This window comes from Variovorax sp. NFACC27 (assembly GCF_048301545.1).
GTDB lineage: Bacteria > Pseudomonadota > Gammaproteobacteria > Burkholderiales > Burkholderiaceae_C > Variovorax > Variovorax gossypii.
Map to the genome: position 1 here is coordinate 3,884,862 of NZ_CP157613.1, position 25,123 is coordinate 3,909,984.

Here is a 25,123-nt window from a genome sequence, read left to right on the forward strand (position 1 = left end):
CCGGCTGCAAGCGTGCCTACTCCAGCGTGAACCCGATCTTCAACGTCACCTGCCAGTGCGCCACCTTGCCGTCGACCACGTGCCCGCGCGTCTCGGTGATGTTGAACCACTGGATGTTGCGCACCGTCTCGTGCGCCTTGGCGATGGCGGTCTGCACCGCGTCCTCGATGCCGGTCGGCGAAGAGCCCGTGAGTTCTAGTGTCTTGTAGACGTGGCTGGACATGGTGTCTGTCTCCTTCAGGGTTGATGAACTGAGTCGATGGATGGCAGGAGCCCCGGAAAAACATCGCAGTCCCGTTGCGGCCTGCGATGTCAGTGGACGTACCCGCCCTTGACGAAGCGCACCGGCTCGGCGTCCATGCGGGCGATGAGGGCGCCGAGGCCGTCCGCCGCCAGCGGACGGACGCCGGACGATGGGGGTTGTTCGGTGCGGCACAGCAGGTCGTCGTCGCTCCACGCGCCCTTGCCGGGCTCGCCGCGTGCGCGCAGCCAGCCGTCGCGGTCCACGATGAACTGGGTGCCCGCGAGCTGCGTGGTCGCGGCGACGAGCGAGAAGGCGGTCCATGCGGCGGGCGAGGTCGAGACGCAGTCGCCGGCGTGCCGCGCGGCTGCTCCGGCGTCGGGTGCGAGGAATACGGTGACGAGGCGCGGATCGTCGAGCGGCGACGCACCGTCACCCGCCGCCACGACCCGCACGCGCTGCCCGCGCCAGCTGGCCAGCCTGCGCGGCGGCTTGCTGCCGCATTGCACGGTCACGTCGGGCGGCGCTATCGGCTGTGTCCAAAGTCCGGCCGCGCGCAGGCTCTCGCCCGCGCCCTGGGCCTTCATGAAATCGATCAGCGCCCAGGCGTCCGCGTCGCTCAGCTTGGTGCCGAAGCCGGGCATCGTCGTGTTGCCGCGCCGGTCGCGCATGCCGTCCAGCACATGCCAGAGCAGGTCGCCATCGGCGCGGCGCCAAAGCAGCGGGCCGGAGAGGTTCGGCGGCCACACCGGCTGCGACGAAGCCTGTGGTCCTTGGCCGCGTCCGTCGGTGCCGTGACAGGCCACGCACTGCGCCGCGAAGAGCACGCGCCCGCGCTCGATGCTGTCGGCCGTGAAGCCCGTGCGCGATGCCTGAAAGCTCGTCGGATACGCCGGCACCAGCACCACGTTGGCTTCGGGCCAGGGCGTCGCCACCACGAGCAGCGCAGCCAGCACCACCAGCCACTCGCGACGGCGGCGCCAGAGCAGGGCGAGCAGCAGCACCAGCAGCACCGCCGCCAGCAGGACTACCGTGAGCCCGAGCCTTCGCGCCTGCCCGAGATCGATCAGCAGGTTCTCTCCCGACAGCCGCAGCGCCCACGGCCACGCCGGCTGGCCGTGCGCGTGCCCGGCCAGCCCCAGCGCGTCGAGCAGGCGCAGCAGCTGCAGTTGAGCGCCCTGCAGCAGGCCGATCAGCAGGTTGAGCCAACCGGCCTCGGGCAGATCGCTCATCTACCTCCTCACCACGTGGCGTCGAGGCCCAGGTGCTTGAGCGCCTCGTGCCGCAGCTCGGCCAGCTTCGGATCGCCGCGATGGCGCGGATAGGGCAGGTCGACCACCAGCTCCGCCGCGATGCGCGCCGGGCGATCGCTCAGCACGATCACGCGGTTGGCCAGGAAGAGAGCCTCTTCCACGTCGTGCGTCACCAGCAGCGCCGAGAAGCCGGCGCGCTGCCACAGGTTGACCAGCTCGCTCTGCATCGCGATGCGCGTGAGCGAATCGAGCTTGCCCAGCGGCTCGTCGAGCACCAGCAGCTGCGGGTCGTTGACCAGCGCGCGCGCCAGCGCCACGCGCTGCGCCATGCCGCCGGAAAGATGGTGCGGAAAGGCCTTCGCGAACTCGGTAAGGCCAACGAGCCTGAGAGCCTCGTCCACGCGCGCGCGCTGTTCCTTCAGCACGCCGCGCGCCTGCAGGCCCAGCGCCACGTTGTCCCACACGCTGCGCCACGGGTAGAGCGTCGGGTCCTGGAACACGACGATGCGCGACGGGTCGGGCCGGGTGATGGTTTCGCCGTTCTGCGTGATGGCACCGGTGGTCGCGGGCTCGAGGCCGGCCACCAGCCGCAGCAGGGTCGACTTGCCGCAGCCGCTGGGCCCCAGCAGCGCGACGAATTCGCCGGGGCGCACCTGCAGGTCGACACCGTCGAGCACCTGCAGCACGCCGCCGGACACCTCGAACCAGTGGCTGACGCCGCGGATGTCGATCTGGGCGCCGCCGGCTTTGGCAGTGGGTGGGGGCGCGGGAGGAAGCACGGTATTCGTCACCATTTCACGGTTCCTTTCTGCCACGACAGCACGCGGTCGCGCACCTTGAAAAGCAGCGTGATGAGGCCCGAGCACAGCGCCGCCATCACGAGCAGCGCCGCGTACATGTTGGCGTAGGCCGCCCAGCCCTGGGCCCATTGCAGATACCAGCCCAGCCCGGCCTTCACGCCCATCATCTCGGCGGTGATGAGCACCGAGAACGAGGCGCCCAGGCCCATGAACAGGCCGACGAAGACCTGCGGCAGCGCCGCCGGAATCGCCACCCGCAGCACCAGGAAGCGCTCCGACGCGCCCAGCGTGCGCGCCACGTCGTAGTAGCTCTTGTGCACCGAAGCCACGCCCGACCAGGTGAGCACCGCCACCGGGAAGAAGGTGGCCAGGCCCACGAGGAACACGGCGGCCGAATAGCTCGACGGCGCGAAGAAGAAGGCCAGCGGCAGCAGCGCCGACGCGGGCACCGGCCCCAGGAAGCGCAGCAGCGGATGCACCCAGTACCCCGCGATGCGCGACCAGCCGATGGCAACGCCGGTGAGGAAGCCGACCAGCGCGCCCAGCACGAAGCCGTTGGCCAGCAGGCGCAGCGAATGCGCGGTCGAGAGGCCCAGACGCTGCCAGTCTTCGTGCACCACGTCGATCAGGCTCTGCGGCGGCGCGAAGAAGGGCGAGGGCAGCACGCCGAGCTTGGCGGTGGAGATCTCCCACAGCGCAAGGCCCACGGCCAGCGCCACCAGCCATTGCCCGGCCGGGCGCAGCGTGCGCGCCAGTCTGCCGGCACGGCTGCCCAGCAGCGCGACGGCGAAGAGCAGGGCGGCGATCACCAGCGTGGCAATGCCGAACTCGCGGGTGAAGGCCCAGTCGCTGAAGCCGACTTCCTTGTTCGGCCACAGCAGCGTGAGCAGGCCCAGCACGACCCAGGCGACCGAAGCGAGCAGGCCCGTGGGCCAGATGCCCGTGGGAGCGGCGGGCCGCAGCGTCGTCGCCTGCGGTGCGGGCGGCGCCTTGGGTGCCCGGGGCGCGGCGGAGGCCGGTGCGTGCGCGCTGCCCTGCAATCCGAGCGGCGCGTCGAGGATCTGTTCAGCCGTGCTCATGCCAGGACGTCCAGCGACACGTGGTTGGCGAAGCGGACCACGTCGGTGCTCTTCTTCAGGATGCCCGCGTTGCGGAAGTCGGTGGCGAAGGCCTCGACCTCGTTGCGCAGCGCCTTGCCGGCCGGGTGGTGCTTGTAGGTGAGCTCGGCCAGCAGCCTCTGCAGGTCTTCGAGCGGCACCTTGGGCGCGTACTTCGAATAGATCTTGCCGGCCTCGTTGGGGTTCTCGGCCACGTAGTCGGAGGCCTGCGCCAGCGCGCGCACCACGGCGGCGGCGCGAGGCTTGTCGTTGCGCGCCAGCTCGCCGCGCGCGCCGACGATGCAGCACAGGCGCTCGGCGTACTCGCCCTTGGCGCTGTTGGCGATCTCGGTGAAGACGCCGGGGTTGCGCTTCTCGATGAGGAACACGTTCGGATCGCCGTCGGCGATCACCTGGATCTCGCCCTTCTTCACCGCCACGTCGAGCAGGTCGGCCGGGTAGACGCGCCAGTCGACGTCCTTCTCGATGTCGATGCCCTTCTTGGCGAGGTGGATGGCGTAGAACTGCCGGGCCGGGCTGTTCTGGTCCGAAACGCCGATGGTCTTGCCCTTGAGGCTGGCCAGCTCGGTCGTCACGCCCGCGGCCTTGGCGCCCACCAGCCGCAGGCAGCCGCCGTGCACGCTGCCCACCACCTTGACGTCGAAGCCCGCCTCGAGCGGCTTCACCCAGCGGTGGATCAGGCCCACGCCCAGGTCGGCCTTGCCGGTGGCCAGCGCCTCCAGCATCTGGTCGGACGAGCCGGCCCAGTTGAGCAGTTCGACGTCGAGCCCGTTCTTCTCGAAGAAGCCGCGCTCCAGCGCCACCGGCACCGGCGCGAGGCAGAAGCCCGCCTGGCTCCACGCGAAGGTCAGCTTGCGCGGCTGGGACCATGCCGAGGCACCCAGCAGGCCCGCGGAGCCGACCAGGGCGGCTGCCGCTCCGGCCTGCAGCACGCTGCGGCGCGAGGGCGGTAAGTGATCGAGGGGAACGGTCATCGCAGGCTTCTCCACCGGAAATTTGGAAGCTGCGAGTGTTGGCTCGCGACGCGCGCGCGGCCAACGAATGAATGCGGCTATGGATATGCGCGCAGCTACTTTCCCTTTGCTCCTTTTGCTCCCGTTGCGCCCTTGGCTACCAAGGCTACCTTGGGGCCGAAGCTCTCGACGAGGAACTCGACGACGGCCTGCACCCGCGCCGTGCGGCCCTTGCGGCTGGGCACCAGCAGCGTGACCGGGGCGCTGTCGAACTGCCAGTCGGCCAGCACGCGCACCAGCGTGCCGCGCGCCACCGCGTCGGCAGCGTCCCATTCGGAGCGCAGCACGAGGCCCAGGCCCTGTTCGGCCCACTGGCGGGCCACGCCGCCGTCGTTGGTGACGTAGGCGGGCGAGATGCGCAGGGTCTCCCGCCGGGCCTTGGCGGTAGCCGCGCGGCCGGCCGGGCGCAGGTGCCACAGCGTCACGTCCTCGTCGTTCTCGCGGATGCAGATGCAGTCGTGCTGCATCACGTCGCGCGGCACGCGCGGGGCGCCGCGCTGGCGCAGGTAGTCCGGGCTGGCGCACAGCCAGCGCTCGTTGGCGCTCAGCGTGCGCGCCACCCAGGAGGAGTCGCGCACCGTGCCGATGTGGATCACCGCGTCGGCGTCGTGCCGGTCGGGCCACGGGGTCTCGCGCAGGTCGAGTTGCACGCCCAGCCCCGGATGCAGCCGGGCGAAGCGCGCCAGCATCGGCGCGATGTACTGCCGGCCGAAGCCGAACGGCGCGGCGATGCGTAGCGTGCCGGTAAGGCGCCGGTCGTCGCGCTGCATCGATTCGCGCAGCCCTTCGATCTGGCCCAGAAGCGCGGCCGCCTCGCGCGCGAAGCGCTCGCCCTCGGGCGTGAGGCTCAGCTTGCGCGCGGTGCGGGTGGCAAGCGACAGGCCCAGCGCGGCCTCGAGCTTGCGCAGCCGCATCGAGAGCGCGGGCGGCGTCACGTCGAGCGCCCGCGCCGCCGCGCTCAGCGAGGGCTCGCGCAGCAGGGCGGCGGCGAGCTGCATGTCTTCGATCTGGATCGTCGTCATTAACTTGTGCTTAACGATTGATGACGCTGCATTGAAGCACAAGCATGGCTTCGGAACGTACAGTCGCTGTCCATGCAATCCCCGAACGCCTCCTATCCGCGCGCCGTGCTGTTCGATCTGCTCACGGCGCTGCTCGACTCCTGGACCGTCTGGAATTCCGCCGCCGGCTCCGAGCAGAAAGGCCGCGCCTGGCGCGCCGAGTACCTGCGCCTCACCTACGGCTGCGGCGCCTACGAGCCCTACGAACAGTTGGTGAAAGACGCCGCGCGCAACACCGGCATGGACGACTCCGCCCCAGATTCGCTCGAGGCGCAGTGGGACACGCTGCCCGTGTGGAGCGGCGCCCGCGAACTGCTGCTCGCGCTGAAGCCGCACTGCCGGCTGGCCGTGGTCACCAACTGCTCCTGCCGCCTCGGCCATCGCGCGGCGGCGAGGCTGGGCATCGACTGGGACGTGGTCGTCACCTCGGAGGAGGCCGGCTTCTACAAGCCCGACCCGCGCCCCTACCGCATGGCGCTCGACCGGCTGGGCGTGAAGGCGGAAGACGCGGCCTTCGTCGCCGGCTCGGGCTACGACATGTTCGGCACCTCGGCGGTCGGGCTGCGCACGTTCTGGCACAACCGCGTCGGCCTCGGGCTGCCGCAGGGCGCGCCGTTGCCCGAGCTGCAGGCGGCGACGCTCGAGCCCGCGCTGCCATGGCTGCAATCCTTCTCCAAATGAAAGCCCGCTCATGACCCACACCCTTGACACCATCGACACGCCCGCGGCCCTGATCGAACGCACGCGCATGCAGCGCAACATCGAGCGCATGCAGCGGCACATGAACGAGCTCGGCGTGCGCTTTCGCCCGCACGTGAAGACCAGCAAGTGCATCGAAGTCGCGAAGGCGCAGCGCGAGGCGGGCGCCCAGGGCATCACCGTCTCCACGCTGAAGGAAGCCGAGCAGTTCTTCGCCGAAGGCTTCACCGACATCCTCTACGCCGTCGGCATGGCGCCGCACCGGCTGCCGCACGCATTGGAGCTGCGCCGGCGTGGCTGCGAGCTGGGCATCCTCACCGACAGCGTCGAATCGGCGCGCGCGATCGCTGCGTTCGGCCGTGCGAACGGAGAAGCGTTCGACGTGCTGATCGAGGTCGACACCGACGGCCACCGCAGCGGTATCCGGCCCGAGGAAGACAGCCTGCTCGAAGTGGCCCGCGTGCTGCACGAAGGCGGCATGCGCCTGGGCGGCGTGATGACGCATGCCGGCTCCAGCTACGAGCTCGACACCCCCGAAGCCCTGCGCGCCATGGCCGAGCAGGAGCGCTCGGGCTGCGTGCACGCCGCGCAGCGGCTGCGCGAGGCGGGCCTGCCGTGCCCCGTGGTCAGCGTGGGCTCCACGCCCACGGCGCTGATGGCCGGGGCGCTGGAGGGCGTCACCGAAGTGCGCGCCGGCGTGTACGTGTTCTTCGACCTCGTGATGCGCAACATCGGCGTGTGCACGGAGGACGACATCGCCCTGAGCGTGCTCACCACGGTGATCGGCCACCAGGCGGAAAAGGGCTGGGCCATCGTCGATGCGGGCTGGATGGCGATGAGCCGCGACCGCGGCACGCAGAAGCAGAAGCGCGACTTCGGCTACGGGCAGGTCTGCGATCTCGACGGCCGGGTACTCGGCGGCTACGTGCTCGGCGGCGCGAACCAGGAGCACAGCATCCTCTCGCGCGAAGGCGAGCCTGATGCGGGCATCGTGGCGCGCTTTCCCATCGGGACGCGGCTGCGCATCCTGCCGAACCACGCCTGTGCGACGGGCGCGCAGTTTCCCGAATACCAGGCGTTGTCGGAAGAGGGCGAGCTGAAGACCTGGAGCCGTTTCCACGGCTGGTGAAGTGCCATCGCGCAGGCCTTCCACGGTCAGGTTCGGTTCAGAACTCCGGCTTAAATTTACTCTCTAAGTATTACTTCTGTTCGTGGGCTTGGCCCCGACCTCGCGCCGGTGCCAGTCCGAAAGCGATCTGGAGGGTGCCATGCGAGCAACCAGCTTGAGTTCCGTCGGATCTTCGAAAACGACGTATCGGGTTTGGACTGACGATCCCGGTGGCTTCTCGACCCTCAGGATCACGCCGATGCACCACAACTTCCACGAGCATCCGCTGTTCCAGGTGCCCGAACTCGTGAACCTCGGGCTGGAGCTTTCCAAGCTCGACCAGTGCAGGTTCATGGACCCGAAGAGGACGATCTCGTCTTCGCTTGCGCATGACGGACGGCCTCCCGGCGGGGGCAGCATCGAGGAGTTCTTCGAGCGCATGGAGGAGCCGGGTTCCTCGGTCGCCTTCTACAACATCGAAGTCATCCCGCGCTACGGGGCCTTGCTGATGTCGGTGGTCGACTCCATGCGCTCCCTGGTCGAACGCGAGCAGCCCGACATCTTTTTGGTGAACGGATTCGTCTTCTTCTCGGCCCCGCCTTCCGTCACGCCCTTCCACATCGATCGCGAGAACAACTTCTGGCTGCAGCTGCACGGGCGCAAGACGCTCAACGTCTGGGACCACCGCGACCGCAGCATCGTGTCGGCCGATGCCGTGGAGGATTTCATCGTCACGCAGTCGCTCAAGAAGGTGCGCTTCGACGAAGCCTTCCTGCCGCGCGGGCTGGAGTTCAACGCGCAGCCGGGAGACGCCATCTACTTCCCGAGCACATCGCCCCACATGACGAGGTCCAGGGTCGACGCGGCCGCCGCGCCGGAGAGCCGCCTGTCGATCTCGATCGGCGTGACCTTCTACACCGCCGCCACGCGCGAGGTGGCCCGCATCCATCAGGTGAACCGGGTGATGCGAAAGTGCGGCCTCTCACCCAGGTACCCGAGGGAGTCGCGCACCGCCGATGCGGTCAAGTCGGCTGTGGGAGGCCTGGTTGGCGCCGGGCGTGCCCGGTTGGGTGCCGCGCGTGCCAAGTTCAGAAACATGACCTCGTCGCAGCGCTTCAAGCACACGCCGCCGCCGGGGTCCTACTGAAGAAACGTCGGTGTCCTTCGGGGCCTTGCCGGGCGCGCTTCGGAGCGCCTGCGCTTCGACTCACCGGCCCGCAAGTGCCGAATGCTGCATTTGTTCGCACGAATCGAGACTTCCTCGTGCATCGCACCCCGCACCGCGCCGCTCCTCTCTACATTGGATGCCCCTGTCACTCAACGCCCCACCTAGTGGGCAAGGACGGCAACACCAGCAAGCAGCAACCAGAAGCGAACAGACCGCACGCCTCGCGGCGAGCCATCGACGCAGATACATCGATGCGAACGCGAGGCACAAAAGGCGACGGCCGGGGTGCGCAAACACCCCAGCCGTCTAACCAAGTGAAGTGCAACACCTCGGAAAGGACGCACGACAAAATGGCTGATCGAATTATGGCCCGGCCCAAAACGCCGGCATCACCCGAAGCCGCGGCTGCCACGGCACCCGCAGCCCAGGACCTCCTCGAAAACAAGCTGGAGCAACTGAAGTCGCTGCTATGGGCATGCCACGGCGACGGCGCCCGATGGAGCGAGGACGAGGGTCTGCAGAACCTCGACAACGTTTTCTGGCTTGCTTGGGAGATGGCGCGGGATGCGACTGCGTTGCTTCAGGAATGCGCAGGGGCGCTGGGCAAGCAGTGGGTGGCGCCGGATCGGTAGACGGTGAGGGGAGGGCTGGCACGTCGCGTTGCGGTGTGCCAGCTCCTTTGGGAGGTATTGAGTGGCATCTCTTGGCTTCGCGCGAATGGGTACTATCGGCCGCAACCAGACATCCGTCACCTTTTATAAATGACATCAAATCCGAGCGCCACGCGGAGAGTCCGATCAAGGGGTTCGTTAGTGTTGATGTGCTGGATGCAATCGGCGCCTTGCCGCCAGAGCACGCCTCAGCGGTAGAAGTACCGTGCGGCACCGCTCCCGGCGACCATGCCATCCAACAAGGAAAGCAGCACCTTGACTGATCCCCGTCCGAAGCAGCACACCGACAAGCCAACCCCTTTCAAGACTGGCATGCGCCACAACAGAAGGTTGAGCTCAACGCAAGGGCCACCGTTCTCATGGTTGGAGGGCCGACCAACGCATGAGATACACATGGGGCTGCAACGCGCCAGCGCCATGCCGTCCGACTTGGCCCGTCTTGAGATGGCATGCGCGCGACTGGAGTTGGTTCTTCCTAGCGGCTTCCTGTTCTTCATGGAAACGCCGCAGATGTGGGGGAAATTCAGGAGCGTGAATGCCGGATACTTTGATATCAGAAAAGACCCTGCCAGATGCCCGATCAGCGACGGCTTTCTGGTGCCCTTCATTTCCGATCAGCAGTACTGCCACTTCTACTTCCTTCACGTCGCGCCTGGCCGGTCGAATCACGAGATTGTCTGGGCCGACGATCTCTATCTTGGCGCCCTGTATGCGACTCCCGAGGAATTTGAGAGAGAGTACAAACAGGAGTTCGATCCCTCCGACATATATCTACGCGACGACGACTTCGAGAACTTCATGCGCTGTCACTTGGAAGATCACGAGAAGTGGTTTGAGAGTCGAGACGGCCATGAACTTTGAGTATGTAGCGCCTCGAGGAGGCGTTGAGGTTGTCAGATCTCAGCGATGCTGAATGTTCTTGGCTTGCGCTAGCCAAGTTGAATTTAAAGGCAGCTTTGGAGAACATGCCACTTCCGCTTTGGGCCCGAAGCGGCTATACAGGCTTCCCTGAAGCGGACGTAAAGAGGTGCGCGGGCACTGCATGACCATGAACAATGCCTTAAGTTTGTGGCAGGTGATTTCTATGATTTATGCCCGCAACCGGCGCAATTGAGCGAACTCTTCGTACCGTAGCAAGCCATCGAAAACTGCCTCATATGTCGCTTGGATGTTGTCTGTCGTGCGACCCCAATACCGATCGAAGTCAAAAGCCGTAGCCTGTGCTGATTCAAGCAGCTCTGCTGCGAGCGAAAGCCACTCTGGGCACGGCGGAAACGAACCCAACATTTCTTCGTCTTCTGCCCAGGCTGTACCAACGTAGTGCTCAGCCAGGGCCAAGCGCCAAAAACTGATTGGGCCAACGTTCTCATTGATGCAACGCAGAAATTCGGTAGCTATGCTGGCCGGTTCTGCTAGCCACCCACGCGCTGCGTCACGGTGCCAACGCAGCATATGCGCGTCGTGCGGAAATTTTCGAGTTGCTACCAAAGCCGTCGTGAAAGCCTCTTCGCATGCTCCAACTGCGTTGTAACTTCGGAAAAGGCTCAAAAACTCGGCTTGAGTGAGTTCCTCAAGGGTACGGCTTTCAAGCAAGTGGAGCTCCACTCGAGAAATAAAGTGCTTATGTCGGGAATTCATTCGGCTGGTCAGTTAGTGTCACTCTTCGGCCGCATGACGACCCGAGCGGGGCCGTTGTTTTGAGCGTCCGCTCCTGGCCGAGGCTGTGTGGAAACACCCTCGATGGTCACCTATATTGAGCCAACCCGTCTGAACAAGGTGGTGGCTCATGAGGCGATTCATCGAGAGCGAGGACCGGCGGCAAGTGACCTTGATGCCAGAGTGCCTGGACGACTATATCGGCGAAGACAACCCGGTGCGAGTCGTGGATGCCTTCGTCGAGGAGCTTGATCTGCACGCGTTGGGCTTCCAAGGTGTCGAGCCAGCAGCAACCGGACGACCTTCGTACCACCCATCGGTGCTGCTTAAGCTCTACATCTACGGCTATCTAAACCGCATTCAGTCGAGCCGGCGCCTGGAGCGCGAAGCGCAGCGCAACGTGGAACTGATGTGGCTCACCGGCCGATTGGCGCCTGACTTCAAGACTATCGCAGACTTCCGTCGGGACAACGGCCAGGGCATCCGCAACGCGTGCCGTCAATTCATCATCCTGTGCCGCGAGCTCAAGCTGTTCACCAGCGCTGTGGTGGCCATCGATGGCAGCAAGTTCAAGGCAGTCAACAGTCGAGACCGCAACTTCACACCCGGCAAGATCGACGGGCGCCAGAAGCAGATCGAGCAGAGCATCCAGCGTTACCTAGACGCCCTGGAGACGGCCGATCGCACCCAGCCTGCCGAGGTTGAAGCCAAGACCGAGCGACTGCAGGACAAGATCAAGAAGCTGCGCAATCAGATGAAGCAGCTCGACGACACCCGAGAAGAGCTGAAGGACGAGCCCGACGGCCAACGCTCGCTCACTGACCCTGACGCGCGCTCGATGAACTCACAGGCCACGGGCTCGGGCCTGGTGGGCTACAACGTGCAGGCGGCGGTCGATGCGAAGCACCACTTGATCGTGGCGCACGAGGTGACCAACGTCGGCAACGACCGCGCGCAGCTGAGCAAGATGGCCAACGCTGCGCGCGAAGCGATGAACAAAACCAAGCTGCAAGCACTTGCTGATCGCGGCTACTTCAACGGCACGGAACTCAAGGCTTGTGAGGATGCGGGCATCGCGGCCTACGTGCCCAAGCCGATGACCTCCGGCGCCAAGGCGGACGGTCGCTTCGACAAGAGCGACTTCATCTACATCGCGAAGGACGACGAGTACCTATGCCCAGCAGGACAACGGGCCATCTTCAGGTTCAGCACTGTGGAGAAGAGCGGCCTGCATGCACACCTATATTGGACCAGCGCCTGCCCCAGTTGCCCGCTGAAGCCTCAGTGCACACCCAGTGCCTATCGGCGAGTGCGGCGATGGGAGCACGAAGCGGTGCTCGAGCGCGCGCAGCAGCGACTGGATCGCAAGCCTGATGCAATGACGTTACGACGGCGCACCGTCGAGCACGTCTTCGGCACGCTCAAACACTGGATGGGTTCGACCCACTTCCTCACCAAAACGCTGGCGAACGTGGGCACTGAGATGAGCCTGCACGTGCTGGCCTACAACATGAAGCGGGTGATCTCGATACTGGGCATGAGCAGAACGATGAAGGCGATGAGATTGATCGGGGCATGAGCCCCCTTTGCTTGCCTTCTTGCCCCTCGGGCGTGCCACGCTGCGCGTCCAGCGGCCCACAACAACTGGATGAATCAGTCGCCGGTTCGGCATACTCGCAAGTCAGGCCGTTTCCACACAGCCTCGGCCGCATCCTGCCATACCTGTACCGGCTCGCCACCTGACTCAATACCCCGCAACATTGCGCAACATCGCTACTCGGCCTTCCCACTTGGCAGCATGCAGATTGTGGCGAGATACGATTGCCGCTGTCAAAATCCCATCATTGACTGGTCCGAACCCAACATTCCAAACATGCCCTACTACATACGTGTTCTTGCCGTTTCGGACCGCATCATCTCGGCGAGCGAACTAGCGCATTCACTCAAGACCTCAACGCTCACTGTCGAGGCTGGAACAGATGAACAGTGGGATCAGTTGTTGCTTGCGCACGAGAACGGGCAGGAAATTGCTGTGATTGAGCGCAATCCTGTGTCCAAGGGTTCGATGGCGGCGGAAGAGATCGAAGAGTTTATTGACGAATTGCAGGAAGCCCAACCAGCGTCGGGATCCAGATGGCTTGTAGATTACCTACCAAGAGTGAAGACCATCTACGCATTTCAGGTTCTCTCGGGAGCCGACGAGGCGGATGGCTGGTCCAAGCTTGGTTCCGTCAAGGCCTTGCTATGGAACAAACTTGGTGGCATTTTTCAAGCCGACAGTGAAGGCTTCTCAAACGAGGATGGGTATCACATCGTCTGGCAATTCTCAGAACGAGCTTCAGGCCCTTGGTGGATGGGATTGTTCATCGACGGAAAGTGGATGTACTTCGAGATGGACTTGGCCAACCGCCAGCAGCGAGAGCAGTTTCTGCGCGGCGAACTGCCTGCAGGCGTAAAGCTATCGACTTGATCTGCAAGACGGAGCACTAAAGCATCAGCTACGGCGCGTTTTCGGTATTGACCCGCAATCTGCCTCGCCGGCTGCAAGTATCACGTGGCCGTAAGGTCCGCAAGTTCATCAGTAATTCGCACAAGCTCACCCGTCTCATGTAGCCAGACGAAGACGGCCTTTCCGAGTTGCCTATCGTCGCCCACCAGGACAAGTGCATCACCCGCACCGTTCGCCCCGAGAGCCACCGCGTTCACTGGAAATTTCCGCGAGCCGCGCATGCGATGCGTTTCTTGAAGCACGTCATTCGCGGTTCGCGCAAGCCTTCTCCGGTCCGAATCATCCGTGATGGGATATAGCTCCCAGTCATGGTCCACCACATCGATAGTCCCACCGTTGCTGTACTTCATCGCTTCGCGGCATGAGGAGCGAAACTGGACTCCGAGCGCATGCTCAGCAGCCCCTACGAATCGTTCGCCAACATCAAAAGGCATCGTCGTCCTTGCTGGAAGTTTCTCGTCAGCGCCCGGTTGTGATCGACTGTTGCCGAAGCCAAGCCGTCGCTACCGGAGCCGAAACACACATTCAGCACTAAACGCGAGTCGCGATGGCGGCGGCGAATGCCAGCGCGTCACTAGCAAGCAAGACTCTCAATATCCTCTGAGAACGTAGCCCTCTAAAGGCAAGCAAGGCAAGAGTAAGTCCAACGAGTACGAGAAAGACGCCTCCTGTATCCGCCGCAAGGCCGCTCAACTCCGAAACATGAAGTGGGGCTGTACGTGGCCCTCGTTCAGTTAGGCGGCCCGTGAGCAACGCAACGAAGCCCGTTCCGCTCGAAAGCGCCGCAAGCGAGAGCAGCAGCAGCTTTCCGCCAATACGCTCGAAGGCAGTCGATTCGCTCGTTGGCTCTTCTTGATTGCTCATTGCTGGATGCTCCTGACCGAATCTTGCTTGGCAAGGCAAATGACTGGTTGTGGCCGAACTGTGCCACACGACCGGCATTCCTCCTGCGGCCTGAACCAGCGGTCCGGCGCATGCAGATTCAGTCAATGTCGGAAACGCAAAGCACCCACCACAGGTTCCGCGGGCTCTGCCAGACCACGTATGCAGAGGAGAGGGTCGACGTTCGCGTCAACTCGCACCAATCGAGGCTGTCGAAACGGTATGCAAGCAGGTCTGAGAACGGAGCGGGGAACGTGGCGTCCAGGGCCTGGACGACAAGCCTCCGGGCATCCTCCACAGTCAGCCCGGCGGTCGCCCGGTGACATCCCCCGTCAAGAACAACCGACACCAATGAGCCCTCGAACTCGAACCGATTCAGAACTGAGAAGGGTCCGAACTCTCGCTCAACATGCCCGAGTGGTGTCTGCGTCGCAAGGTCGCTGAAGCGCTCCAGAAACTCGGCCAGCCGCTGAGCGTCATCGCGACCCCGGATGGAGGGTTTTGGCTTTAAAAACTTCGAAACGACCTCGCCACATTGAGACAGCACCCCAAGAAGCTTGGTGAGAGGTTCCTTTTCCACCCGGAACTCGTCGGCTGACGCAAATTGCATCGAAATTCCTGTTCTTCAGTCTTGGGGCGTGGTCGAGCGTCTGGTGTTGGCCGACTGTAGCCGGCCACGCCATCGTCGCAGAGAGGACTATTTCGATCGTCAACGTCTGAGCAAGGCGTCGTACGGGGCCCCGTCAAATTCCTCGACAGCACGGTCAGCCGATTGCCCCTAACGAGCCAAGGATCAATTCTGGCCACCTCTATTCGGGAACTTTGTCGAATTCGATCTGAATTCCTACCGCCACCGATTCTTTTGTGAGGCGTTTGACCTCGAAGTCAGGGAATAGTCCCAAATCCCACTCGAGAGCTTCACTAAGAAACTGCTTCTGAAGTCTGCTCGGGTCGAAGCGCTCGCAACCGCTGAGAAAACGCTTTAGCTTGAGGTAGCTTTTGGTAGCGTTAGGTCCCTCCCTAACCAGAAACTTGCCGGTGAACCAATCTTGCTTGGGAAACCTTGAGATGTCAGGAAGGTAGTGGCAATGGACGGCCATCTCGGAGCCGCAGCCTTCGCACGTCCAGATCTCCAGCGCACTGAACTCAACAGGCCGTTCAAAGTCGACGCCACCACATTGCGAACATTTCATAGTTGGTGCTCTATTCAGGGTTCGTCTGAGTATCGATCGCTGGCTGCATCGTGTTGCTGCAGCGAACGACTGGTTGTGGCCGACTGTAGTCGAAAGGAGGCCGAGGCCACGGCCCCCCGGCGGTCAGTCAGCTGGCCCCTTAGACTTCGGCCGGCCAACGGTGGTGCAAGTATTCAAGCGGGTTCTGAACCTCGTCGGTGATCTCGATCCAGTGTCGTACTCCTCCCAGGGTAAGCACCTCGTGAAGCCGGTACGCGTTCGCTCGCAAAACTACATCCGTAGCCGCAGTGCCTTCGATGGTCGCCCGATCATCCGTATCCCATTCGAACTCGAACGTCAGACACTCAAACTCTGACACATTGATGCTGTATTTCCCTTCTTGGACTGCGAGGCCAAGTGCAGCGAGCTTCGCCGAGAATAGGTGTTGATCTATGCAGCCCGAACACTGCCCGTTTGCGAAGCGACGCCCATCCTCCTGGGTTTCGGTGCTAACAAGGCACTCCGTGCGAAGGGCGTCGCCCTGCAGTTTCAGCGCAGCGTGTTTCGCCATCAGCGCCCAGATGGCCGAAATGCTTCCAATCACCAACCCGAAAAATAGAACGTAAGGCGAACTGGGGACAAGAACGCCAACGAATAACAAGACCGCCGACATTACGCCGCAAGCAACGATGAAGAATGTGACCACAGGTCCCCTGCATGCAAGGTTGAATGTGTTGCAGCTCCGAACTTTACCCGGATGACCGTATTTGGCTTTGTGCTGCCACGCCCGGAGTGTCCGCTGGTCATGCTCGATCTCAGGACCGAATGACCGCTTCTAGCCGATAGCCGTCACAACGACTTTGACATCTCAACCCGCGTCTTCACCGCTTCGACACCGAGTTCCGAATCTCCAAGAACGCTACCGGGCATCGACGCTGCCGGCGGCGTCAGCTGTTCAATGACTCGAATGCGACGAACAACGAGCTCATCAATCTCCAGCCGGCGAATCCGAGCCCGGCCCACAAAGAGTCGACCGATAGACAGGGCCCCGATGGCCAGGGCACCGAGGGCTGCGGCGCCGATCACGATGGAGCCCATTGCGGCTGTACCGATGGCGTGTGCGCCGGTTGCGGTGGCTGGCGACGCGCGGACGGACTTTGACGGTCTCATGTTCATCGAATCTCCTTGTGGAACGGCGGGCGTTTTGAGGGGGCGGCGCCAATGTACGTCAAGGCTCGTGGATGGCGCCGGATCGATAGGCCGGGAGTGGCGGGCTGGTGCATCGCGGCGCGGTGTGCCAGCGGCTTCGGGACGGACGCAGGGTTCCATTTGTCGTGCGTTCAAAACTGCCTACTCATGCTTCGCGATGAATGCCTCGACTGTGGCGTGCAGCAGCTCCGGCTTCTCCAGGAAGATGAAGTGACCACCCTCCAGGATGGCCAGCTCGGCGCCGGGAATCCGCGTGGCCAGTTCCGCGGAGAAGTAAGGCGGCGCGCAGGAATCGCAATCTCCCACCAGCACCAGCGTCGGCGTGGAGACCGACGGCAATTCATCGAATGCGTCGTGCCCCACGATCATGTCGATCCTGGCAAAGCCGATCTCGGGTTCGAACGTGCCGGCCGACGTGGCGTTCACCCATGCCTGCACCCGCTCCGGATGCTCACGCTGGAATCCGGGGGCGAAGAGGAACAGGGCATTGGCTTCCGTGGATGCGCGCAGGCCGGAATCGGTCAGCATGCGCCTGCGCATCTCGAACTGACGTCGGTAGTACGCGTCCGCGCGTGCGATGGACGAGACGATCGTTGCGCTGCGCAGCAGGTCCCGATGACGGATCGCCATCAATTGCGCGATGGCGCCTCCTGTCGACGAGCCGACCACGTGAGCCGCCCCGCACCCGACCATTTCGACCACTCGCGCCATGTCGCGCGCGTGTTGCGCAATCGTCATGGCGCGTGCGGTGTGCTCGGAGGCGCCGGTGCCCCGATGATCGGGAACGATCACCTGATGACACTTTGCGAAAAGATCGATCTGTGGCCCCCAGGATGAGCCCACTCCCGCCAGTCCCGCCAAGAGAAGCACGGGCGAGCCATGCCCCCTGACCTCGTAGTGGATCGATACCCCATCGGAAATCACGTCTGGCATCTTGAATCTCCGGTTCACGGCGACGCAGGCGGACGAAGCTGCGCGAATGACACGGCTCCACCCGGGTTCGATGAATCGCTCTTCGTCTCAGTCCGATTGAACACCCGAACGAGACACTTTGGACGAATGACGTACGTGGCGCGCATGGCCGTTGCCGTATCTCCCGCCCAGGCGTAGCCTCTGCATTTCTCGCCATCGATCCAAATCTCTCTCGGAAAAAAAGCGAGGTCGGTATGCGTGCAGCCTGGTACTCGAAAAACGGGGATGCCCGGGACGTTCTTGTTGTCGGTGAATTGCCCGTGCCGACACCAGGGCCTGGGGAAGTCCGGGTAAAGGTCGTGGCCTCGGGCGTCAATCCATCCGATGTAAAGGCAAGAGGTGCCCGCCCGCTCGGAGCGGAACGCGTGGTACCGCACAGCGATGGTGCCGGCGTGATCGACGCAGTTGGCGACGGCGTGTCGCCCGGGCGGTTGGGCGAACGCGTATGGATCTGGAACGGGCAGTGGCAGCGCCCGATGGGTACCGCTGCCGAATTCATCGTCCTGCCGGAGGTGCAGGCGGTGCGACTCCACGAGTCGATGGATTTCGCGGTGGCAGCGTGCTTCGGAATTCCGCTCATGACGGCCGTTCACGCCGTACAGCGCCTCGGCGACATCGCAGGCAAATCGGTCCTCGTGATAGGAGCTTCATCGGCTGTCGGCCACTACGCCGCACAGCTCGCGGTCATCGGCGGCGCGCGCGTAATCGGGACAGTCGGTTCCGAAAGCAAGGCCCAACACGCGCTTGCTGCCGGTGTCGACGCGACGATCGACTACAAGACCGAGCCGCTAGCAGAGCGCGTCAAGCAACTTACGGCAGGCCGCGGAGTGGATGCCATCGTCGACATGGACTTTTCAACCACGGTCCAGCTGCTTGCCGGCGGAGGGTTGGCCCCGCATGGCGCATTGGTTTCATATGGCTCGAACGTGTATGAGGACATCGCCGTTCCTTATCGCGCGCTACTGTGGAACTCGTTCAGCCTGCACTTCTTTCTCGTCTATGACCTTGCTCCGCAAGACCGACGCATCGCCATCGACCGGATAAGTCGGATGACGGCGGGGAAAGTCCTGTCGCACACGATCGGAGCGAAGTTCGGGATCGACGAGATTGCTGCGGCGCACGAAGCGGTCGAGGCCGGAAAATTGATCGGCAACGTCGTCGTGGAACTGGGTTGAGCGGAGATTGGCTCCGGAGCACTGGCGCCTTCCTTCAGTTGTTCGCCGCAGGTCGGTCAAGGCGACCAACCGACACAGCCGATCAGGGCCCCGTGGTTCTGTCCTGCGCTGTTCAACTCGTAGACCTTGTGTTCGAAGGCATCGAAGTGTGAAACGAGGTCCGTCAGTGACTCGGGTTCCACCCGTTCGTGGACCTGGATCGCAAAGAGCATGGGGTTCCCGTCAAATCGACGAACGAACTCCTTCACGATGCTCACGACGGGTGGTTCTGTGCGTCTCAGGTCCAGACCCCGCCGAACATCCAGAGCACGGCCCCATGGGGGCGCGATGAAGGCCACCACCAGTTCGCCCGGCGCTGCGCGCACATGCTCGAGGCCGGGCGGGAAATCGATGCACTCGAGGCGCAAAGGCAGATTCAGGAGCGCGAGGTTCTTCGAACTGACGTTGTAGACCAGGGGGTCGTTCTCGAAGGCGACCGCGCGTGCCCCCTCGAGCTTGCGCAGCAACCAGAAGATCGTGTTGCCTGAGCCGGCAAAAGGGTCGACGACAAGTCGAGATGTCGAAGCGCACCGGTTCGCCAAGGCTGCGACATCGCTGGCAATGGCCTCGGCCAGGTCGTCACGCGTGCATTCGACCGCCGTGCGCCCGAGCATGCGAACTCCCATCGCATGAGCCTGCGGAGGGCGTAGCCCGTAAATGGAGACGTAGTCCTGATCCTGATAGCTGTCGACGCCGTACTGCTGGATCTCATCCAGTCTGAGCACTGCGTGCCGCTTGGCGCCAAAGAGCAGTAAGTCGCGGTCGTACGGCATGGCAACCTCCTCGCCGGGCGGCCACGTCACGGGCACGCCCACGTCGATCGGCAATTCTGACGCACACGGGCGCGCCGCGACGGCTTTTATGTTGCGACTCGTTGCGCCGTGGTGCGGGCATGGGACGTGCCTCGCAGTGGAGCATCCTTTTCGAGGCCGGGATGGTCGCCCGCGCGGGCACTTTCAGAACGCCTGCTCCCCAACCACCCGCCGCACAGTCCGCAGCGCACCGCGCAACCCATCCAGCCCCACGGACCCCAGCGCCAGCCGCAGCGCATGCGGCACATGTTTCGACGTGGCGAAGGGCTCTGCGGTGGACACCGAAACCCCTTCGCGCATCAGCGCCGTCGCGACGCGATCGGCACGCGTTTCCTCGGGCAGAGGCAGCCAGGCGAAGTACGACAAGGCATGCCGCACGCACTTCAGCCCCGCGAGCTCTTCGCCGACGATGATCTGCCGCGCCGCCGCATCCTGCCGCTTCTGCGACTCGAGGCGATCGACCGTACCGTCTTCCAGCCACCCGCAGGCGATGGCCGTGGTCACGCCCGGCGTGCACCAGGTGGTGGCGCGTATCGCGCGTTCGAGCTTCGGCACGAAGGCTTCCGGCGCGGCGACGAAGCCCACGCGCAGGCCGGTCGCCACGCTCTTGGAAAGGCCGGAGACATACACCGTGGTTTCGGGGGCCAGCGTTGCCAGCGGCGGCGGCGGGTCTTCGGCCAGGAAGGCGTAGGCCGCGTCCTCGATGACGAGCAGGCCGTGCTTTCTTGCGATGGCCGCGAGACGGCGGCGGCGGCTCGCGCTCATCACCCAGCCCAGCGGGTTGTGCATCGTCGGCATGGCGTAGACGGCACGCACACGACGCCGCTCGCACAGGCGCTCCAGCGCGTCGAGGTCGGGGCCCTGGCCCGAGGCGGGTATGGGTGCCATTTCGAGCCGGTGCGCCTCGGCGAGCACCTTGAAGCCGGGGTAGGTGAGGGCGTCGATCGCGACCACGTCGCCGGGCTGCAGCAGTGCCATCACCGTCACCGCGAGGCCGTGCTGCGCGCCGTCGACCAGCAGCACCCTCGACGGTTCTGCGGCCAGCCCTCGCGACTCGAGCAGGTGCCGGGCGAAGCAGGCGCGTTCGTGCATGCGCCCGCCATGCGGCGCATAGCGCAGCATCGCCTCCAGCTCGCCGCCGGTGGCGAGCTGCCGCAGCGCGCCGCGCAGCAGTTCGGCCTGTCCGGGCAGGGCGGGGTAGTTGAAGTTCAGGTCGAGCATGTCGGCGGGCAGCGCCCGCTGGTCGGCTTCCGTGCCGCCGGGCATGGCGGTCTCGCGCACGAAGGTGCCGCGGCCGACTTCGCCGCTGACCAGCCCGATGGCCTCCAGCTCCGCGTAGACGCGCGAGGCCGTGACCAGGGCCAGCCCGTGGCGCTCGGCCAGCCGGCGGTGCGTGGGCAGGCGGGTGCCGGGCTTCAGCTGCCCGGTGCGGATCTGGGCGGCGAGTTCATCCACCAGTTGCTTGTATCGGGCTTCGGCCATCGTGCGTCGGATGTATCCATGACAATTTTTTGATTGTATTGATCGTCGTCACTACGATGGGTGCGTCCCTCCCGCTTCCCTTTCGCATCCCCACGAACCGACACCATGCACATCGCCATCCTCACCTTCGACGGCTTCAACGAACTCGACTCGCTCATCGCGCTGGGCGTGCTCAACCGCATCAAGAAGCTGGACTGGCGCGTGAGCATCTGCTGCCCGACGCCGGAAGTCACGTCGATGAACGGCGTGACCATTCGCGCGCAGTCGCTGCTGGAAGAGGCGCGCTCCGCCGACGCGGTGGTCGTCGGCAGCGGAGTGAAGACGCGGGAGGTGGTCGCCAGCCCGGAGCTGATGGGGCGCCTGTCGCTCGACCCGGCACGGCAGCTGATCGCGGCGCAATGCTCCGGCACGCTGGTGCTGGCAAAGCTCGGCCTCGTCGAAGGCGTTCCGGCCTGCACCGACCTCACCACCAAGCCCTGGGTGCAGGAGGCCGGCGTCGAGGTGCTGAACCAGCCCTTCTTCGCGCACGGCAATGTCGCCACGGCGGGCGGCTGCTTCGCTTCGCCCTACCTCGCCGGCTGGATCATCGCGCGCACCGAGGGCATCGAGGCCGCGGAGGCGGCGCTGCACTACGTGGCGCCGGTGGGCGAGAAGGAGGCCTACGTGGCCAACGCGCTGAAGAACATCAAGCCGTATCTGCCGCAATGACCTGTTGCTCGGCCGGCGCGCATCGACCGTAGGTGTCGTCGAAGCGCACGATGTCGTCCTCGCCCAGGTAGCCGCCGGTCTGCACCTCGATCACTTCGAGCACCGTCCGGCCGGGGTTCTCCAGGCGGTGGATGGCGCCCGAGGGCAGGTAGATTGATTCGTTCTCGTGCACCAGCGTGACCTCGCCGTTGCAGGTGGCGCGCGCCGTGCCTTTCACCACCACCCAGTGCTCGGCGCGGTGGTGATGCATCTGCAGCGACAGCTTGGCGCCGGGTTTCACGGTCAGCCGTTTCACCTGGAAGCGCTCGCCGAGGTCGATGCTGTCGTAGGCGCCCCATGGCCGCACCACGCGACGGTGCTCGGTGGCCTCGGCGCAGCCCTCCTGCGAGAGCTTGCGCACCACGTCGGCCACCTGCTCGGCGCAACCCACGCCGGCCACCAGCACAGCGTCGGGCGTGTCCACGATGATGAGGTTCTCGGTGCCCAGCGCCACCACCGGCCGGTGCGGTGCGTGGATGAAGGTGTTGCGCGAATTCAGGGCGCTGGCCTTGCCGCTGAGCCGGTTGCCGGCGTCGTCCGCCGGGTGCAGGCTGGCCACCGCGTTCCAGCTGCCGACGTCGCTCCACATGCCCTCGAACTTCACGACCGCGATGTGCCGGTGCTTCTCGAGCACGGCGTAGTCGATGCTCTCGGAGCGGCATTCGGAGAAGGCGGCGCTTTCCAGCCGCATGAAGCTGCCGTCGCGCGTCGCGCCGGCGGTGGCCCGCTCGCAGGCCTGCAGGATTTCGGGGGCATGCTCGCGCAGCGCGGCGATGAGCGTGCGAGCCTGCACGAGGAAGATGCCGGCGTTCCAGCTGTAGCCGCCCTGCAGGATCAGCATCTCGGCCACGGGCGCCGTCGGCTTTTCCACGAAGCGTGCCACGGCCTGGCTGTGCCCGTCGGGAAGCGGCGCCCCGGCCTCGATGTAGCCGTAGGCCGTGCTCGGAAAGCTCGGCGCCACGCCGAAGGTGACGATCTTTCCGGACAGCGCGGCCTCGATGCCGGAGCGCACCGTGCGGGCGAACAGCGGGGCATCGGGAATGTGATGGTCGGAAGGCGCGAACAGCAGCAGGTCGTCGGCTTCGGCCACCAGCGCGGCCGAAGCCATGGCGGCCGCCGTGTTGCGCGCCACCGGCTCCAGGATCTGCCGGCCCGTGGCGCAGGCGTTGTCCATGGTCTCCTTCACCAGGAAGCGGTGGTCTTCCGACGTGACGCAGGTGATCGCGGAGTTCAGCAGCGCCAGCCGTTCGAGCGTGAGGTGCAGCAGGCTCTTGCCGCCGACCAGCGGCGCGAACTGCTTGGGCAGCGCCTTGCGCGACAGCGGCCACAGCCTGGTGCCGCTGCCGCCGCAAAGAACCACGGGATGGATGGAAAGGAGGGTGTTCATGATCGCCAGCGTCGGGTGTGTTGAAACCGGGTGGATCGGGGCGCTCAGATCAGCCCCGTATAGGCCGCGTAGCTCACGGCCTGCGCACGCGAATGCACGTGCAGCTTCTTGTAGATGTTCTTGATGTGCGCGTTGACGGTCTGCCCCGAGATGCCCAGCTTGTTGCCGATCTCTTCGGTGACATGGCCGCGCGCCACGAAGCGCAGGATCTCGCACTCGCGCGCCGTGAGCGTCGCCTCGCGCTGCAGCGGCTCCGCTGGCGGCAGCGCGCCGGGAGGCCGGTAGCTCAGCCTCGAAAGCAGCCTGCGCGCCAGCCGCGGCGTGATGGCCGCGCCGCCGTTCACCACCTGCAGCACGGCCTGCGCGAAGCTCTGCAGCCATGCGTCCTTCAGCAGGTAGCCGGTGGCCCCGAGTTCGAAGGCGCGCAGCACGTGCGATTCGTCTTCCAGCGCGGAGATCACGATGATCTCGCCGGCGCGATGGTGCTCGCGCGCTTCCTGGATCAGGTCGAAGCCGGTGCCGTCGCCAAGCCGCAGGTCGACCATCAGCACGTCGAACTCGTGCGTGGCCAGCAGCCGCCGGCCGTCGCGCAGGCTGCCGGCCTGGCCTTCGAGCTGTATGCGCAGGTCCGACAGCAGCTCCTGGGCAATCACGCGGCGCATGAACTCGTCGTCCTCGACGAGCAGCACGCGCACGGGCGAGTCTTCCTGCCCGGTCAGGAAGCCGGGCCACAGGGGCGCGGCGGGCGCGCAGACGCCCGGTGGTGGATATCCCGGTCGGCCGGTGCCTTGCTCGCCGGGCGGGGGAGAAGCGTTGTCAGGCATGGCTATGTCCCACGTTGGAGTTGATATTGGCGTCGGTGTCGGCACCGCTGTTGTCCTGGAAGCGCGGAAGATTCGCGGCGAAGGCCGGTGCCGGGTCGTCGAAGCCGTGCGGGTTGGCGGCTTGCCAGCGCCAGCTGTCGGCGCACATCTGGTCGAGGTCGCGGCGCGCGCGCCAGCCGAGGGCGAGGAATGCGCCGCGCGCATCGGCCCAGTAGGCGGGGGCGTCGCCGGGTCGGCGCGGCCCGATGCGCAGCGCGATGCGGCGGCCGCTCGCGCGCTCGAAGGCCGACACCACTTCAAGCACCGACGCGCCATGGCCGGTGCCGAGGTTGGTCATCAGAACACCCGGCCGGCGCGCCGCATGGCGCAGCGCCGCCACATGACCCTCGGCCACGTCCATCACGTGCACGTAGTCGCGAACGCCCGTGCCGTCGGCGGTGTCGTAGTCGGCGCCGTGCACCACCAGGCAGTCGCGCTCGCCGGCCGCGACCTGCGCGACGTAGGGCATGAGGTTGTTGGGCGGACCGTGCGGCAGCTCGCCGAGCAGGCCGCTCTCGTGCGCGCCCACCGGGTTGAAGTAGCGCAGGCAGGCGATGCCCCAGCGCCCGTCGGAGCGCGAGAGGTCGGCCAGCACGCTCTCCACCATGGCCTTGGTGCGGCCGTAGGGATTGACCGCGTTGCAGGCCGCGGACTCCGGTATGGGCGAGGGATGCGAGTCGCCGTACACCGTGGCCGACGAGGAAAACACCAGCGTGCGCACCCCGGCGCGGCCCATGGCCTGCACCAGCGAGAGCGTGCCGGCCAGGTTGACGTCGTAGTAGCCCAGCGGATCGGCCACCGACTCGCCGACCGCCTTCAGCCCAGCCAGGTGCACCACCGCCCGCACCGGGTGCGCCGCGAACGCGCGGTCGAGCGCCGCCGCGTCGCGCACGTCGGCGCGCACGAGCACGGGCTCGATGCCGGTGATGCACGCCACCCGCTTCAGCGAGCGCGCGTCGCTGTTGACCAGCGTGTCGAGCACCACCGGCCGGTAGCCCGCCGCGATCAGCGCCACGCAGGTGTGGCTGCCGATGAAGCCGGCGCCGCCTGTGACGAGGATTCCGGGGGCTGGCATGGTGGCTTGTC

28 protein-coding genes are annotated in these 25,123 nt (G+C 65.1%); 9 read left to right on the forward strand and 19 right to left on the reverse strand.

Translation table 11 applies throughout. The features are described from left to right. Window positions 1-16: 16 nt before the first annotated feature. The 6 genes from ABL840_RS18240 to ABL840_RS18265 form a co-directional block, all read right to left on the reverse strand. Window positions 17-223 carry a dodecin gene (locus ABL840_RS18240; protein ID WP_093195216.1) on the reverse strand — a complete coding sequence of 69 codons (207 nt, stop codon included), beginning with the start codon at window positions 221-223 and terminating at the stop codon, window positions 17-19. A gap of 89 nt (window positions 224-312) precedes the next feature. After that, window positions 313-1,473, reverse strand: coding sequence for a c-type cytochrome (locus ABL840_RS18245; RefSeq protein ID WP_093303240.1), 1,161 nt, complete (start codon window positions 1,471-1,473; stop codon window positions 313-315). Between the two features lie 8 nt (window positions 1,474-1,481). Further along, window positions 1,482-2,288: an ABC transporter ATP-binding protein gene (locus ABL840_RS18250; protein WP_093303243.1), complete on the reverse strand. Its 807-nt coding sequence runs from the start codon at window positions 2,286-2,288 to the stop codon at window positions 1,482-1,484. Further along, window positions 2,282-3,373, reverse strand: coding sequence for an ABC transporter permease (locus tag ABL840_RS18255; RefSeq protein ID WP_093303246.1), 1,092 nt, complete (start codon window positions 3,371-3,373; stop codon window positions 2,282-2,284). Before ABL840_RS18255 ends, ABL840_RS18250 begins: the two co-directional genes overlap by 7 nt. Further along, window positions 3,370-4,386, reverse strand: coding sequence for an ABC transporter substrate-binding protein (locus tag ABL840_RS18260; RefSeq protein WP_093303248.1), 1,017 nt, complete (start codon window positions 4,384-4,386; stop codon window positions 3,370-3,372). The genes ABL840_RS18255 and ABL840_RS18260 overlap by 4 nt, the downstream gene beginning before the upstream one ends. Window positions 4,387-4,481: 95 nt before the next feature. Then, window positions 4,482-5,447: a LysR family transcriptional regulator gene (locus ABL840_RS18265; RefSeq protein ID WP_093303251.1), complete on the reverse strand. Its 966-nt coding sequence runs from the start codon at window positions 5,445-5,447 to the stop codon at window positions 4,482-4,484. 72 nt (window positions 5,448-5,519) lie between these two features. Between ABL840_RS18265 and ABL840_RS18270 the strand changes: the two genes are divergently transcribed. The 5 genes from ABL840_RS18270 (at window position 5,520) to ABL840_RS18290 (ending at window position 9,993) form a co-directional block, all read left to right on the forward strand. Continuing rightward, complete coding sequence (locus ABL840_RS18270; protein WP_093303253.1) at window positions 5,520-6,167, forward strand: HAD family hydrolase; 648 nt, start codon at window positions 5,520-5,522, stop codon at window positions 6,165-6,167. Between the two features lie 10 nt (window positions 6,168-6,177). Beyond that, window positions 6,178-7,314: a DSD1 family PLP-dependent enzyme gene (locus ABL840_RS18275; RefSeq protein WP_093303256.1), complete on the forward strand. Its 1,137-nt coding sequence runs from the start codon at window positions 6,178-6,180 to the stop codon at window positions 7,312-7,314. A gap of 238 nt (window positions 7,315-7,552) precedes the next feature. After that, entirely contained in the window at window positions 7,553-8,440 is an 888-nt protein-coding gene (locus ABL840_RS18280; protein ID WP_418116322.1) for a JmjC domain-containing protein, read from the forward strand. A 371-nt stretch (window positions 8,441-8,811) separates the two neighbouring features. Beyond that, window positions 8,812-9,093 carry a hypothetical protein gene (locus ABL840_RS18285; RefSeq protein WP_176947503.1) on the forward strand — a complete coding sequence of 94 codons (282 nt, stop codon included), beginning with the start codon at window positions 8,812-8,814 and terminating at the stop codon, window positions 9,091-9,093. Window positions 9,094-9,525: 432 nt separating this feature from the next. Continuing rightward, a complete protein-coding gene (locus ABL840_RS18290) occupies window positions 9,526-9,993 on the forward strand; it encodes a hypothetical protein (protein ID WP_093303261.1) in 468 nt (155 codons plus the stop codon). 228 nt (window positions 9,994-10,221) lie between these two features. Here ABL840_RS18290 and ABL840_RS18295 read toward each other — a convergent pair whose 3' ends face one another. Next, window positions 10,222-10,770: a hypothetical protein gene (locus ABL840_RS18295; protein WP_143042941.1), complete on the reverse strand. Its 549-nt coding sequence runs from the start codon at window positions 10,768-10,770 to the stop codon at window positions 10,222-10,224. A gap of 148 nt (window positions 10,771-10,918) precedes the next feature. On the opposite strand from ABL840_RS18295, the gene ABL840_RS18300 reads away from it, so the two are divergent. Continuing rightward, the gene (locus ABL840_RS18300; protein ID WP_093308116.1) at window positions 10,919-12,367 is read left to right on the forward strand and encodes an IS1182 family transposase; all 1,449 of its coding nucleotides are present in this window, start codon (window positions 10,919-10,921) and stop codon (window positions 12,365-12,367) included. A gap of 294 nt (window positions 12,368-12,661) precedes the next feature. After that, window positions 12,662-13,258: a hypothetical protein gene (locus ABL840_RS18305; protein WP_093307110.1), complete on the forward strand. Its 597-nt coding sequence runs from the start codon at window positions 12,662-12,664 to the stop codon at window positions 13,256-13,258. A gap of 80 nt (window positions 13,259-13,338) precedes the next feature. On the opposite strand, the gene ABL840_RS18310 is transcribed toward ABL840_RS18305, so the two are convergent. From ABL840_RS18310 to ABL840_RS18340, 7 genes are all read right to left on the reverse strand, one after another. Beyond that, entirely contained in the window at window positions 13,339-13,647 is a 309-nt protein-coding gene (locus ABL840_RS18310; RefSeq protein WP_093429430.1) for an SMI1/KNR4 family protein, read from the reverse strand. A gap of 181 nt (window positions 13,648-13,828) precedes the next feature. Beyond that, a complete protein-coding gene (locus ABL840_RS18315) occupies window positions 13,829-14,161 on the reverse strand; it encodes a hypothetical protein (protein WP_143094001.1) in 333 nt (110 codons plus the stop codon). A gap of 118 nt (window positions 14,162-14,279) precedes the next feature. After that, window positions 14,280-14,789, reverse strand: a complete 510-nt coding sequence (locus ABL840_RS18320; protein ID WP_093307112.1) for a hypothetical protein — start codon at window positions 14,787-14,789, stop codon at window positions 14,280-14,282. Between the two features lie 199 nt (window positions 14,790-14,988). After that, on the reverse strand, window positions 14,989-15,372 hold the full coding sequence (locus tag ABL840_RS18325) for a hypothetical protein (RefSeq protein ID WP_093307113.1): 384 nt from the start codon (window positions 15,370-15,372) through the stop codon (window positions 14,989-14,991). 139 nt (window positions 15,373-15,511) lie between these two features. Beyond that, a complete protein-coding gene (locus tag ABL840_RS18330; RefSeq protein ID WP_093307114.1) occupies window positions 15,512-16,057 on the reverse strand; it encodes a hypothetical protein in 546 nt (181 codons plus the stop codon). Window positions 16,058-16,200: 143 nt separating this feature from the next. Continuing rightward, window positions 16,201-16,449 carry a hypothetical protein gene (locus tag ABL840_RS18335; protein WP_418116323.1) on the reverse strand — a complete coding sequence of 83 codons (249 nt, stop codon included), beginning with the start codon at window positions 16,447-16,449 and terminating at the stop codon, window positions 16,201-16,203. A gap of 252 nt (window positions 16,450-16,701) precedes the next feature. Continuing rightward, window positions 16,702-17,493, reverse strand: a complete 792-nt coding sequence (locus tag ABL840_RS18340) for an alpha/beta fold hydrolase (protein ID WP_093307115.1) — start codon at window positions 17,491-17,493, stop codon at window positions 16,702-16,704. A 233-nt stretch (window positions 17,494-17,726) separates the two neighbouring features. Here ABL840_RS18340 and ABL840_RS18345 point away from each other — a divergent pair, with 233 nt between their 5' ends. Further along, a complete protein-coding gene (locus ABL840_RS18345) occupies window positions 17,727-18,707 on the forward strand; it encodes an NADPH:quinone reductase (RefSeq protein ID WP_093307116.1) in 981 nt (326 codons plus the stop codon). 56 nt (window positions 18,708-18,763) lie between these two features. On the opposite strand, the gene ABL840_RS18350 is transcribed toward ABL840_RS18345, so the two are convergent. Both ABL840_RS18350 and ABL840_RS18355 read right to left on the reverse strand, forming a co-directional pair. After that, on the reverse strand, window positions 18,764-19,519 hold the full coding sequence (locus ABL840_RS18350) for a hypothetical protein (protein ID WP_143043006.1): 756 nt from the start codon (window positions 19,517-19,519) through the stop codon (window positions 18,764-18,766). 183 nt (window positions 19,520-19,702) lie between these two features. After that, window positions 19,703-21,040: a PLP-dependent aminotransferase family protein gene (locus ABL840_RS18355; protein WP_093307118.1), complete on the reverse strand. Its 1,338-nt coding sequence runs from the start codon at window positions 21,038-21,040 to the stop codon at window positions 19,703-19,705. Window positions 21,041-21,145: 105 nt separating this feature from the next. On the opposite strand from ABL840_RS18355, the gene ABL840_RS18360 reads away from it, so the two are divergent. Next, complete coding sequence (locus tag ABL840_RS18360; protein WP_093307119.1) at window positions 21,146-21,748, forward strand: DJ-1/PfpI family protein; 603 nt, start codon at window positions 21,146-21,148, stop codon at window positions 21,746-21,748. Here ABL840_RS18360 and ABL840_RS18365 read toward each other — a convergent pair. The 3 genes from ABL840_RS18365 to galE are packed head-to-tail and all read right to left on the reverse strand — an operon-like array spanning window position 21,726 to window position 25,112. Beyond that, window positions 21,726-23,174 carry a mannose-1-phosphate guanylyltransferase/mannose-6-phosphate isomerase gene (locus ABL840_RS18365; protein ID WP_093307120.1) on the reverse strand — a complete coding sequence of 483 codons (1,449 nt, stop codon included), beginning with the start codon at window positions 23,172-23,174 and terminating at the stop codon, window positions 21,726-21,728. The genes ABL840_RS18360 and ABL840_RS18365 overlap by 23 nt on opposite strands. A 44-nt stretch (window positions 23,175-23,218) precedes the next feature. Then, a complete protein-coding gene (locus ABL840_RS18370; protein WP_093195197.1) occupies window positions 23,219-23,998 on the reverse strand; it encodes a LuxR C-terminal-related transcriptional regulator in 780 nt (259 codons plus the stop codon). Continuing rightward, on the reverse strand, window positions 23,991-25,112 hold the full coding sequence (gene galE / locus ABL840_RS18375; RefSeq protein WP_093307121.1) for a UDP-glucose 4-epimerase GalE: 1,122 nt from the start codon (window positions 25,110-25,112) through the stop codon (window positions 23,991-23,993). Before galE ends, ABL840_RS18370 begins: the two co-directional genes overlap by 8 nt. Window positions 25,113-25,123 lie beyond the last annotated feature (11 nt).